Below are 12,270 nucleotides of genomic sequence, written 5' to 3'. Positions count from 1 at the left end.
TGCAAGCATCAGTCATTGGTAATCTAACGCTCAAATATCATTCTAATTGTTGGTAATTTTATACTCAGGTACTTAACACTTTGCTGGAATATAGCTTGTGTCTTAATTGAAATATTAAATAATTGATACTATAACTTACTGCATTTTATTATTTCGATGCAGCAAGTTAATGGCGGATGATGGTTTCTATGTTTAAGAAAAATGAAGGTGCGAATGTCTTAAAGGCTGATTTAACCTTTTTTATACGGCGTGACTGAACATTGGCTTACACTGCTAGCTCTCGCCTAAAAAGGCTTTTTATTGTAGTTGAGTTCTGCGCCTTTATTTTACTTGGGTATATAATGTACTTGAGGTGACATGACTTGTTCCATATCTAGTTCTTTTTGCATAAATTGAATAAAGGCTTCAGCAAGGGATAGCTCACTAATTGAACTTTGCCAGCGAGCTTGTTGCAAAGCTTGGTAGCCTTCTTTACCGGAAGCGGTGTACTCAGAAGATACGCCAATATAATATTGATTTAATTTAATGCTTTCCCAGCGTTCTGGTTGATTATTTAACTGCTCATCTTCTGCTCTTAAAAGATCTAATTGGGTAATACGTTGCCCCAATGGTAGTCGAGCATCATAAAAATATCTCAGCCCATAGGTGTAAGGAAAACTGCCTGCACCGGTACCGACAACGCCATTATTGGTGGCGTGATTGATAGAAGACTCAATCGCTTGATAAAGGTATTTTCCTTGAATTTGGTATTTAACCAAAGGTAAATCAAAGGGTAAAAGTCGGCCGACTATTTCAGCTAGGGTGAGTTTACCTTTTGAAAGTGATTGCCTCACACCACCGGCATTGTGTAGGGCAAAATCAATGCGTTCGTCCAAAATGCGGGTTTCATGATAAAGACTGCGACTGACCCAAGGGGAGATTTCACTGCCGTGAGGCAAACTTTTACTGGGAAGACGAGTATGAGCAAAGTGTTTAGGAATAAAGTTAATAATTTGATTTTCAAGGGCTTGAATAGCCGGGCGATAAAAGGTATCTATTGCTTCGCGAATGATTGCATTTTCTTCATTCCATAAAATATTAGGGTGGCTTTCAAGCTGTGTTTTGGCCCAAGCATAATCTTCTTCGGCGACACCTTGAGGCGATTCTAGAATAAATTGGTCATCTAGCATGAAATAATTATGGCCATTTAATTGTGAGACTTGGCCATGGGCATTAAACTCGATATCGACGATACCGATGGTTTCAGCATATTTTCCCGCTTGCAAAATAGGCACGGTATTCACCGTTTCAGCGTAAGGTAAAGAAGGTAAGCCAAGCGTTGAGAAATCCCCTTGAAGGCTATGGGAGTGGCCACCAACAATTAGGCTTATTTCAGGCACTTTTTCAGCAAGTACTTTATCTTGATTTAAGCCTAAATGACTTAAGACAATAATGTGGTCAATACCTTGTTGTTTGAGTTGCTTTATAGTGGTTTGTGTGGTTTTTATGGCATCAACAAAATGGGTGTCTGGATCGGGTCTCGCAATATCTTTCATTTGATCCAGTGTAATGCCAACAATGGCTAAGGTTTTATCCTTTAATGGTTTTAAGAGGACTTTAGCTGAGCGGGTTTGGGGATCAAAGTCTAACAGATTTGGATGGTTTCTCAGCTTGGCTTGTTTATTGATGTCTTCTAGGCTTAAATCCATATTACCGGCAAGTAGAGGAAAATCAATATTATTGAGAAACGATGCAACAGGCCCATTACCTGCATCTATTTCATGATTACCTAACACCATGGCGTCAGGTTTCAGTAAATTGAGTAAATGTGCATTAGCTCGCCCTTTGAACTCTCTAAAATATAGGGTGCCTTGAAAACTATCCCCACCATGTAGAAATAGAAAAGCATGCTGATTTTCTATGGCTTGACGGCGTGCTTTTTCTATTTGAAAACCAAACCTAGCATAACCGCCACTGTGAGTGTGTAAGGTTAACGCTTTATCTTTATGGGTTAAATTAAACTGGATACGGGTGGGATCAAAGTGAGAATGTGTGTCGTTAATGTGGGCCAATTTACAAGAATAGAATTCAGTCATTATTACCTCTTAATGTGTGCGAGGATTATAACCTTAAGTGAATTGAAGAAGCTAGCTGTTAGCCGTGTGATTGGGTGTCGCACGGCCACTGGATAGAAGTATATTAAGAGTATAGAATATTTAATGTTCTTTTTGATGCTGAGTTTACACACGATTGACATCATTATTATCTGATATACGTATGCCTTTTTCTTGGATGCGCTTTTGCCATAGTTGCCTAGCTAGCTGCTGCATATCGGTGGCAGGATCGTTACTGTCGACGATTTCTAATCCTAATAGGGATTCGATGATATCTTCTAGTGTGATGATCCCTAAGTCGCAGCCGTATTCATCCACAACCATCGCTATTTTAGTACTGCGTTTAATCATGAGTTGAAATAAAGGTAATATTTTGGCTGTTTCTGGCACGATGAGTAAAGGCTGCTTTAAAATGGCTAAATATTCTGCCGGTGTCACTTTTGCGGCATTGATTGCATCATGTCGATTGATAAAACCAATAATGTCATCGGGATCTTTGTCATAAATCAAAATACGCGAAAAAGGGGCGTATTGGTGTTGATAAATAAAATCTTTTAATGTCATTGACATGGATAATTTAAATGCGACAGTCCTTGGAGTCATGATAGTGGTAACAGGCATTTCCTTTACACTGAGCATTTGAATAAGGATATGTGACTCTTGTTCATCGAGCTCTCCTGATTCTTTACCTATTTGTGCCATAGAACTGATTTCTTGGCGTATATATAAACCTTGATCGCCTTTGCCTAAACAGCGTGTGGCTAGGTTAGACAGCCATATTAGTGGCAAAGTGGCTCTTTCCATCCACAAAATGCACAAAGAGGTGAATGGGGCGAGTTTACGCCAATGATTTGCCCCCAATGTTTTTGGAATGATCTCAGAAAAAAATAAGATTAAAAAGGTCAATATGGCGGAAAAAATACCAAACATTTGATCGCCAAAAAGTTGACTGGCTTGTGCGCCAGAAACGGCAGCACCAACGGTATGTGACATAGTGTTGAGCGTTAAAATCGACACTAAAGGGGATTCAATGTTGTCTTTTTGTTTTTTAAGGCGTGCAGCACTAACGGCATCACTTTGGCTGAGATTGGTAATATAACTATTGGTCACTGATAGCAATACAGCTTCAAATATACTACAAATAAAAGAGACACTTAATGCGATTAAGACCGTGATGATTAAGGGAAACATAGCGTGACTATTTTAGCCTGATTGAACAAACGGATTTCAAGGATAACATTGTTAGGTGTCGAGGTACTATTGGTGTTTATCCCTTCATTTCTTTTGGGCACAGTTTCCGTTATCAAAACTAGCTTAAATGGGTGTATTTCTGTATAATTTGCCGCCCTGCAGCAGGTTTTAGGTTTTGAGGTTAGTTACAATGAGTGAAAAAAAGATCAATTTATTGGATCTTGATCGTCAATCAATGCGAGCGTTATTTGCCGATATGGGAGAGAAGCCCTTTCGAGCCGATCAGCTAATGAAATGGCTTTATCACTTTGGTGTAAGTGATTTTGAACAGATGACCAATATCAATAAAGTGTTGCGAGCTAAATTAGCCCAGCGATGTGAAGTGGTTGCGCCATCAATTTCCAGCTATCAAAAGTCTTCAGATGGTACGATCAAATTTGCGATTAACGTAGGTCAAGGGCAAGAAGTTGAAACGGTTTATATTCCTGAAGAAGATAGAGCCACGTTATGCGTGTCTTCTCAAGTTGGCTGTGCCCTTGAGTGTACTTTTTGTTCTACGGCTCAACAAGGGTTTAATCGTAATTTAACAGTGGCAGAAATTGTTGGTCAGATTTGGCGAGTCGCTGAATTTTTAGGATTTCAAAAGGAAACGGGAGAGCGCCCTATCACGAATGTGGTGATGATGGGAATGGGCGAGCCCTTATTAAATTTGAAAAATGTTGTGCCAGCAATGGATATTATGCTTGATGATTTTGGCTTTAGTTTGTCCAAACGTCGAGTGACCTTATCCACATCAGGGGTGGTACCTGCATTGGATAAGTTGGGTGACATGATTGATGTCGCGCTTGCAGTGAGTATTCATGCGCCAAATGATGAGCTGCGTGACGTCTTAGTGCCTGTGAATAAAAAATACCCATTAGAAGAGTTCCTCGCCGGTATTCGACGTTATTTAGCCAAGTCTAATGCGAATCGAGGTCGTGTAACGGTTGAGTATGTTATGTTAGATCACATTAATGACAGCACAGATCAAGCCCATGAACTCGCTAAAGTGATGAAAGATACCCCTTGCAAAATTAATTTGATCCCGTTTAATCCTTACCCTGGATCACCTTATGGACGTTCTTCTAATTCTCGAATTGATCGATTCTCAAAAGTCTTAATGAGTTATGACATCACTGTCATTGTGCGTAAAACCCGTGGTGATGATATTGATGCCGCTTGTGGTCAATTAGCAGGTGACATAAAAGATAGAACCAAGCGCTTGGCGAAAAAACGCATGCAAGAGAGTCAAATTTCAGTCACAATGGACTAATTTTTTAATCGATTGGTTAGTATTACCATGGGATATATACGACAAGGAAAGCAACAAACGTTTGTTACAATGAGTGTTTTATTGTGTATTGTCGTTGTGTTGGTGGGTTGTGTAACAGAAAGGACCTATGTTGGGACAGATAAACCTGTATCTGAAACGGCTTTTAATGGATTAGCCGCTGCTAAACAGCGGGTGCAGTTAGGTTTGGTCTATTTGCGCAAAGGAAATAATGAACAAGCCAAATATAATTTGGATAAAGCGTTTATGTATGCGCCAGAATTAGAAGCCGTTAATTTAGCTTTAGCTTATTACTATCAATCAGTTGGAGATATTGTTCATACAGAGCAAGCGTTTAAACAGGCGTTAAAATCCGATGATGTATCTGGAGACAGTTTTAATAATTTTGGCGTTTTTCTGTGCCAGCAAGGTCAATTTAAAGAAGCAGAAAAGCAATTTGTAAAAGCGGTGTCAGAGCCAAATTATACGGCATTTGCGGCAACCTATGAAAATTTAGGCATATGCAGTCGCAAGGCGGGACGATTAGAAAAAGCACGAAACTATTTTAATAAAGCGTTAAGATACGATCCGAGAAGACAAATATCGTTACTTGAGCTTATTGAAATTGAAGTTGAATTAGGTGATTTTGTTGCCGCGCAAAAGCAATTAGTCCGTTATTACAGAGGGTTTCCTCGTACCACGGAAAGCTTAGCGCTGGGGATTAAAATTGAAAAAGGTCTTGGTGAAGTGCCGATAACCACTACATTGTAGCGTGTGATGGTTCACGAATTTCATCTGACATAATCATATAATATCGGGCTAGTATGCACTAATGACAAAGAAACATATTGAGTTGCCCAACGATGGCGATAACGATGAGACATCCACTAAAACGATCACTTTAGGTGAGCAATTAAAATGTGCTCGAGAAGCCAAAGGCCTATCGGTTAATGAAGTCGCAGAGCAGTTGAATTTAAGACCTATTGTGGTAAAAAACATTGAGGCTGATGATTTTTCAGAATTAGGTGGCAGTACTTATATTCGAGGGTATGTGAAGAACTTTGCTCGAATAGTGCAAGCCGATCCTCATGTTATTCAATCTTGTCTTGATAATTGTTTGGCCAATGAGCAACAGCCGAATATGCAAAGTTTTTCTCGACAAACTTCTCGTCAGGCTAGAGATGGCCGACTGATGTTATTAACCTATTTGATTGTCATCATATTATTGGCGTTGGTTGTTTGGTGGTGGGTACAAAAATCATCAATGGAAACCGAGGTGGATATTTCTCAGCCAACCGCTGAAGAAATCGCGCAAGATAATCAAGTGGTTAATCCAAACACTATCAATGCCGAAAAAGTGAATGAAGGGAAAGTGAATAACGACTTAATGACGTTAGATAATCCTTTAAAAGTCAGTGAGGCTCCTGAGGCCACGCACACTCTCGAACCGTCCGCAACGACAATCCAAGATGATCAAGCAGCGCAGACGGCGTCATTGCTATTTACGCTTCAAGGTGATTGCTGGATAAAAGTGACGGATGCGACAGGTAAAGTACTCACTTCGGGATTGAAACAAACAAATGAAACCTTGACGTTATCAGGAAAAGCGCCTTTTTCAGTATTACTGGGTGCGCCTCAGTCCGTGACGGTGTCAATGAATGGCAATATTGTCAATTTAGAGTCTTTTCCCAGCGGTAAAGTGGCCCGTTTTACTCTTCCGTTAGGTGAATAATAGAGCAAATTTATCATGTACAATGAATCTCCAATAATCAGACGTCCTTCTACTCGCATTTACGTTGGTGATGTGCCCATTGGTGATGGGGCACCCATTGCAGTGCAATCGATGACAAATACTCGTACTACTGATGTTGAAGCGACCGTTGCACAAATTAAAGCCCTAGAAAATGTGGGGGCTGATCTTGTGCGAGTTTCTATTCCAACAATGGACGCGGCAGAAGCGTTTAAGCTGATTAAGCAACAAACGCGTATCCCCTTGATTGCCGATATACATTTTGATTATCGTATTGCGCTTAAAGTTGCTGAGTATGGGGTTGATTGCTTGAGGATCAATCCCGGAAATATTGGTAATGAAGAGCGTATTCGTAATGTTGTTGCCTGCGCCAGAGATAAAAATATTCCTATTCGTATTGGTGTGAATGGTGGCTCTCTTGAAAAAGATTTGATGGACAAATTTAAGGAGCCGACCCCAGAGGCTTTACTTGAATCAGCAATGCGCCATGTGGATATTTTAGATAGGCTGAATTTCGATCAGTTTAAAGTGAGCGTGAAAGCATCCGATGTTTTTTTAGCGGTTGAGTCTTATCGTTTATTAGCAAAACAGATTAATCAGCCTTTGCATTTAGGTATAACAGAAGCAGGCGGCGCCCGTGCAGGTTCCGTGAAGTCAGCGGTTGGTCTAGGCATGTTATTGGCTGAAGGGATTGGAGATACGCTAAGAGTGTCACTCGCGGCCGATCCCGTTGAAGAGATTAAAGTGGGTTTTGATATTTTAAAATCATTACGGATCCGCTCTCGCGGAATTAACTTTATTGCTTGCCCATCTTGTTCTCGTCAAGAGTTTGATGTGATTTCCACCGTCAATGCGCTTGAGCAGCGTCTAGAAGATGTGACTACGGCGATGGATGTATCGATTATCGGTTGTGTGGTTAATGGGCCAGGTGAAGCGTTAGTCTCAGATATTGGTTTAACGGGTGGGCATCGAATGAGTGGTTATTATAATGATGGCGTGAGACAAAAAGAGCGTTTTGATAATAATAACATTCTCGATTCATTGGAAGCTAAAATTCGAGCAAAAGCGGCGTTAGTTGATAATCAAATTCCAACCAAAGAAATTGAATAATCGTTGAATACAGACACTCATTATTGCTGAAGGAGTCGTTTGGCATTATGTGAGAGGTTGTGACGAAATATTGAGTCAATGGTGCTTTTATTAAGATTTTTAAAGTGCTTTTAATTTTATCGACGACAGAATGAGTTAAAAACAGTGGCAAAAACGATCCAAGCAATTCGCGGCATGAATGATATTCTGCCTGCGCAAAGTCCGATATGGCAAAAAGTAGAAAGTGTGTTAAGGGAGTCTGTTAGCGCATATGGTTACAGTGAAATTCGCACACCGATAGTCGAAAGTACAGACCTCTTTAAACGGTCAATCGGTGAAGTGACTGACATTGTTGAAAAAGAAATGTATACCTTTGATGATCGCAACGGAGACAGTTTGACCTTGCGCCCCGAAGGTACAGCATCGACAGTTCGCGCAGGCAATCAACATGGGCTGCTTTATAATCAAGAACAGCGTTTGTGGTATACCGGGCCGATGTTTCGCCATGAACGCCCACAAAAAGGACGTTATCGTCAATTTCACCAATTTGGTGTTGAAGTATACGGTATTGCGAGTGCAGACAGTGACGCTGAAGTGCTTATGTTGTCAGCGCGTTTATGGGAAAAATTAGGTGTAAGTGAGCATGTTCGCTTAGAGATTAATACCTTAGGTGATAGTGATGAGCGAGCAAAATACCGTGATGCTTTGATTGCTTTTCTAGAAACCCATAAAGACGTGCTTGATGAAGACAGCCAACGTCGTATGTACACCAATCCATTACGTGTATTAGATACCAAAAATGCGGCTATTCAAGCCATTTTAGTCGATGCGCCTTCCTTGGCTGATTACCTAGGTGAAGATTCGCGTCAACATTTTTCACATTTTTGTGAACTCTTAGATGCCGTTGGTATCCAATACACCATTAACCCACGATTAGTACGCGGTCTAGATTATTATAATCGTACTGTTTTTGAATGGATCACCGACAGTTTAGGATCTCAAGGGACGGTACTGGCTGGTGGACGTTATGATGGTTTAGTCGGCCAGCTTGGTGGTAAAGATACCCCTGCGGTAGGTTTTGCGATGGGGATTGAGCGTATAGTATTATTACTTGAAACGTTAGCGCTGACGAAAGATATTCCTAATGCTGTGGATGTGTATGTAGCAGCAATGGGTGATAACTGCCGTATTGCTGCAGTAAAATTGGCTGAGCAATTGCGTACAAGCTTGTCACATTGTAAAGTGATGACCCATTGTGGCGGTGGTAACGTCAAGAAACAGATGAAACGTGCCGACAACAGCGGTGCAAGTATTGCACTCATTATCGGTGAAAATGAATTAGAGAATAACCAAGTTGTGGTTAAGCATTTACGCGATGAGAAAGAGCAAACTGTGATTGCTCAAGATGCATTAGCTGCTTATATTGCAGAACTGATTTAATAGGGGAAGAGTACATGGAAATTTATAGCACAGAAGAACAACAAGTTGATGCTATCAAACAGTTCTGGAAAGATTATGGTACCTCAATTGTTATTGGTGCCGTTGTTGGTTTAGGTGGACTATTTGGTTGGAATTATTATTCAGATCACCAAGTTAAACAAACAGAAACGGCCTCAGAAGCGTTTCAAGCATTAACGGTATCTGGCGAAACCGAAGCGCAACTATTGACTGGTGCAGAAAATTTTTCTAAAAATTACAGTGAATCAGGCTATCAGGCTTTGATAGAGCTCATGGTTGCTAAGGCCGCTGTTGAGCAAGAAGATTATGATAAAGCGATGACGGCTTTGAAAAGTGTGATAGCGAGCGATCCTGATCAAAGTCTTGTCATGCTTGCCAGTATTCGTCTTGCTCGTGTTCAGGCTCAACAAGGTCAATTTGCTGCTGCTATAGCGACGTTAGATCAAGTTTCAGCGCCAGCTTTTTTTGCTCAACGTGATGAGTTGAAAGGAGATTTCTTGGTTCAGCAAGGTGAAATGGAACAAGCTAAAACGGCTTATCAGTCTGCAATAGATGAAGGTGGATTGGCGACAAGTCCTGCCTTACAAATGAAGTTAGATAATTTAAATAAGGCATAAGGGAACTGCCCATGAAGTCTTGGTGCAAAGCATTATTTGCGTGTAGCTTAAGTGTTGGCTTATTGTCAGCTTGCTCTTCAACGGATGTTGAAGAGGAGCCTGTTAGTGAACTGACCAGTATTGAAGCGAGCGTTTTTCCAACCGTCAGTTGGAGCGAAAGTGTCGGTGATGGCGTGGGCAGTTATTATTCACGTTTAGCACCAGCTGTCCGATATGGCAAGTTATATGTGGCTGATAGAGCTGGTCTCATTGAGGCATTTAATGAAGACACTGGTGAGCCAGTCTGGTCGGTTAATTTAAGCAATCAGTTTAAAGAAGATGTGTTACCCACCAGTAAAGGCATATTGCTATCTGCGGGGATCACCGCGGCACGTAATAAGGTGTTTATTGGCGCCGAAAATGGCTTATTAGTGGCATTAGATGCTGAAACGGGCCAAATAGCTTGGCATATGATGGCCGATGGCGAATTGTTGTCAGCGCCTACTGTGGGTGATGAAATTGTCACTGTGAGCACAGGAAATGGTTCTTTACAAGCATTTGATGTCAATGATGGCACGAGCTTGTGGACTTATCACACTCAATTACCTAGTTTAACATTACGGGGTACTGGCTCAGCAGCCTATGAAGCGGGTGGGTTCTTTATTGGTACAGCGGATGGGAAAATCGCTGTTGTGATAAAGACCAATGGTCAAGCGGCATGGGAGCAAGCGATTTACACGCCAAAGGGCGGTAACGAATTTGCTCGTATGGCGGATGTGGATATGAAACCTCTGTTATTGGGTGATAATATTTATGCTGTCAGCTATAACGGTAATCTTGTTTCCATGGAAATGCGCTCAGGCCGTATTGTCTGGTCGCGTCAATATTCTAGTTTCCATGAACTGGCGTATTCGGGTGCCAGTTTATTTTTGGTCGATGATCATAGCCGTATTTATGCTGTTGATAGACGCAATGGTTTAGAGCTCTGGTCTAATACTACGTTATCAAACCGAGATGTGACTTCACCTGTTGTCTTTAATGGCTATCTGGTGGTGGGTGATTTTGAAGGCTATTTACACTTTCTGGATCTGAGTACTGGAGAAGTCGTTGGGCGCATCCAAGTTGACAGTTCTGGATTGTACAGTCGTCCGGTCGTGATTGGTGACAATCTATACGTACAAGCACGTGATGGTGTAGTGTCTAAGGTGACCCTACCTTAAATAACTAAAGATCAAAAAGATAGGGCCCCTAGCGATACTGCTGGGGGCTTTTTATTTCAAAAAATAGTAACAATAGAGGCAAATAAATGATCCCTGTAGTGGCCCTAGTTGGGCGTCCCAATGTCGGTAAGTCGACACTTTTCAACCGACTGACGCGCACCAGAGACGCACTTGTTGCTGATTTTCCTGGCTTAACTCGAGATCGTAAATATGGTCGCGCCCATTTGGCTGGCTATGAATTTATTGTCGTCGATACTGGTGGTATTGACGGCACTGAAGAGGGGATTGAAACCCGCATGGCGGAGCAGTCATTGGCGGCCATTGAAGAAGCCGATGTCGTGTTATTTATGACAGATGCACGTGCAGGTTTAACTGCAGCAGATTTAGCGATTTCTCAGCATTTAAGAAGCCGTGAAAAAACCACTTTTGTTGTTGCCAATAAAGTCGATGGTATTGATGCGGATTCGGCCTGTGCTGAGTTTTGGTCACTGGGTTTGGGAGAAGTGTACCAAATGGCGGCGGCGCAAGGTCGTGGTGTGACGAATATGATTGAGTATTCTCTTGCTCCCTATGCCGAGGCGATGGGCATAGTTAAAGATGGCAGTGAGCCAGAGGATGAAGAAGAGAGAGAATACACAGAAGAAGAAGCCGAAGCTGAACAAAAACGATTACAAGATTTGCCCATTAAATTGGCCATTATTGGTAAACCGAATGTGGGTAAATCCACTCTGATTAACCGTATATTAGGTGAAGAACGTGTGGTGGTTTACGATGAACCAGGCACGACCCGTGATAGTATTTATATTCCCATGGAGCGAGAAGGACGAGAATATGTCCTTATCGATACTGCTGGTGTTCGCCGCCGTGCAAAAGTACATGAAACCGTTGAAAAGTTTTCAGTGATTAAAACCCTTAAAGCTGTTGAAGACAGTAATGTGGTGCTATTAGTCATTGATGCGCGTGAAGGTATTGCGGAGCAAGACTTAGGTTTATTAGGTTTTGCGCTGAATGCCGGCCGTGCTTTAGTGATTGCGGTGAATAAATGGGATGGTATCGACCAAGATATTAAAGACAGAGTGAAAAGTGAACTCGATCGTCGTTTAGGTTTTATTGATTTTGCGCGTATTCATTTTATATCGGCACTGCATGGTACGGGAGTGGGTCACATTTATGAATCCATTGAAGAAGCCTATGACAGCGCGACAACGCGTGTGAGTACGGCCATGTTGACCCGTATTATGCAAATGGCACAAGACGATCATCAGCCCCCGTTGGTGAATGGCCGCAGAGTGAAATTGAAATATGCTCATGCTGGGGGGTATAACCCGCCTATTGTGGTCGTCCATGGAAATCAGGTGAAAAAGTTACCGGATTCTTATAAACGTTTCATGATGAACTATTATCGTCGTTCATTAAAAGTGATGGGAACACCCATTCAATTGCGTTTCCAAGAAGGGGGCAACCCGTTTGAGGGCATGAATACGAAAAAGTTGACTGTCAGTCAAGAAAGACGACGCAAACGTATGGCGACGCATATTAAAGATAAAAATAAAGACTAATCATT

Annotated in this window: 10 protein-coding genes; 8 read left to right on the top strand and 2 right to left on the bottom strand. The window is 41.6% G+C overall.

Annotated features, from left to right (window positions below; genetic code table 11):
* Positions 1-326 precede the first annotated feature (326 nt).
* Both Q0976_RS23260 and Q0976_RS23255 read right to left on the bottom strand, forming a co-directional pair.
* Positions 327-2,075: a bifunctional metallophosphatase/5'-nucleotidase gene (locus tag Q0976_RS23260; RefSeq protein ID WP_299497116.1), complete on the bottom strand. Its 1,749-nt coding sequence runs from the start codon at positions 2,073-2,075 to the stop codon at positions 327-329.
* A gap of 144 nt (positions 2,076-2,219) precedes the next feature.
* A complete protein-coding gene (locus tag Q0976_RS23255; RefSeq protein ID WP_299497113.1) occupies positions 2,220-3,284 on the bottom strand; it encodes a CNNM domain-containing protein in 1,065 nt (354 codons plus the stop codon).
* Between the two features lie 190 nt (positions 3,285-3,474).
* Between Q0976_RS23255 and Q0976_RS23250 the strand changes: the two genes are divergently transcribed.
* From Q0976_RS23250 to der, 8 genes are all read left to right on the top strand, one after another.
* Positions 3,475-4,596, top strand: a complete 1,122-nt coding sequence (locus Q0976_RS23250) for a bifunctional tRNA (adenosine(37)-C2)-methyltransferase TrmG/ribosomal RNA large subunit methyltransferase RlmN (RefSeq protein WP_299497110.1) — start codon at positions 3,475-3,477, stop codon at positions 4,594-4,596.
* A gap of 27 nt (positions 4,597-4,623) precedes the next feature.
* A complete protein-coding gene (pilW, locus tag Q0976_RS23245) occupies positions 4,624-5,364 on the top strand; it encodes a type IV pilus biogenesis/stability protein PilW (RefSeq protein ID WP_299497108.1) in 741 nt (246 codons plus the stop codon).
* A gap of 61 nt (positions 5,365-5,425) precedes the next feature.
* Entirely contained in the window at positions 5,426-6,325 is a 900-nt protein-coding gene (locus tag Q0976_RS23240) for a RodZ domain-containing protein (protein WP_299497106.1), read from the top strand.
* Positions 6,326-6,340: 15 nt separating this feature from the next.
* Positions 6,341-7,453, top strand: coding sequence for a flavodoxin-dependent (E)-4-hydroxy-3-methylbut-2-enyl-diphosphate synthase (ispG, locus tag Q0976_RS23235; protein WP_299497105.1), 1,113 nt, complete (start codon positions 6,341-6,343; stop codon positions 7,451-7,453).
* Positions 7,454-7,597: 144 nt separating this feature from the next.
* On the top strand, positions 7,598-8,872 hold the full coding sequence (gene hisS, locus Q0976_RS23230; protein ID WP_299497102.1) for a histidine--tRNA ligase: 1,275 nt from the start codon (positions 7,598-7,600) through the stop codon (positions 8,870-8,872).
* A gap of 14 nt (positions 8,873-8,886) precedes the next feature.
* On the top strand, positions 8,887-9,507 hold the full coding sequence (locus Q0976_RS23225; protein WP_299497100.1) for a tetratricopeptide repeat protein: 621 nt from the start codon (positions 8,887-8,889) through the stop codon (positions 9,505-9,507).
* A gap of 11 nt (positions 9,508-9,518) precedes the next feature.
* Positions 9,519-10,706, top strand: coding sequence for an outer membrane protein assembly factor BamB (gene bamB / locus Q0976_RS23220; RefSeq protein WP_299497097.1), 1,188 nt, complete (start codon positions 9,519-9,521; stop codon positions 10,704-10,706).
* An 86-nt stretch (positions 10,707-10,792) separates the two neighbouring features.
* Complete coding sequence (der, locus tag Q0976_RS23215; protein WP_299497094.1) at positions 10,793-12,265, top strand: ribosome biogenesis GTPase Der; 1,473 nt, start codon at positions 10,793-10,795, stop codon at positions 12,263-12,265.
* Positions 12,266-12,270 lie beyond the last annotated feature (5 nt).

The organism is uncultured Shewanella sp., from assembly GCF_947501665.1.
Lineage (GTDB): Bacteria > Pseudomonadota > Gammaproteobacteria > Enterobacterales > Shewanellaceae > Shewanella.
Note: the sequence above shows the minus strand (reverse complement) of the source record. Positions and strands in the feature narration are given on the sequence as shown.

Bases quoted from the DNA above. Each gene is read 5' to 3' on its own strand.
- Q0976_RS23240 (WP_299497106.1), top strand. From the start codon at position 5,426: ATGACAAAGAAACATATTGAGTTGCCCAACGATGGCGATAACGATGAG.
- ispG (WP_299497105.1), top strand. From the start codon at position 6,341: ATGTACAATGAATCTCCAATAATCAGACGTCCTTCTACTCGCATTTAC.
- der (WP_299497094.1), top strand. From the start codon at position 10,793: ATGATCCCTGTAGTGGCCCTAGTTGGGCGTCCCAATGTCGGTAAGTCG.
- Q0976_RS23225 (WP_299497100.1), top strand. From the start codon at position 8,887: ATGGAAATTTATAGCACAGAAGAACAACAAGTTGATGCTATCAAACAG.
- Q0976_RS23255 (WP_299497113.1), bottom strand. From the start codon at position 3,284: ATGTTTCCCTTAATCATCACGGTCTTAATCGCATTAAGTGTCTCTTTT.
- Q0976_RS23260 (WP_299497116.1), bottom strand. From the start codon at position 2,075: ATGACTGAATTCTATTCTTGTAAATTGGCCCACATTAACGACACACAT.
- pilW (WP_299497108.1), top strand. From the start codon at position 4,624: ATGGGATATATACGACAAGGAAAGCAACAAACGTTTGTTACAATGAGT.
- Q0976_RS23250 (WP_299497110.1), top strand. From the start codon at position 3,475: ATGAGTGAAAAAAAGATCAATTTATTGGATCTTGATCGTCAATCAATG.
- bamB (WP_299497097.1), top strand. From the start codon at position 9,519: ATGAAGTCTTGGTGCAAAGCATTATTTGCGTGTAGCTTAAGTGTTGGC.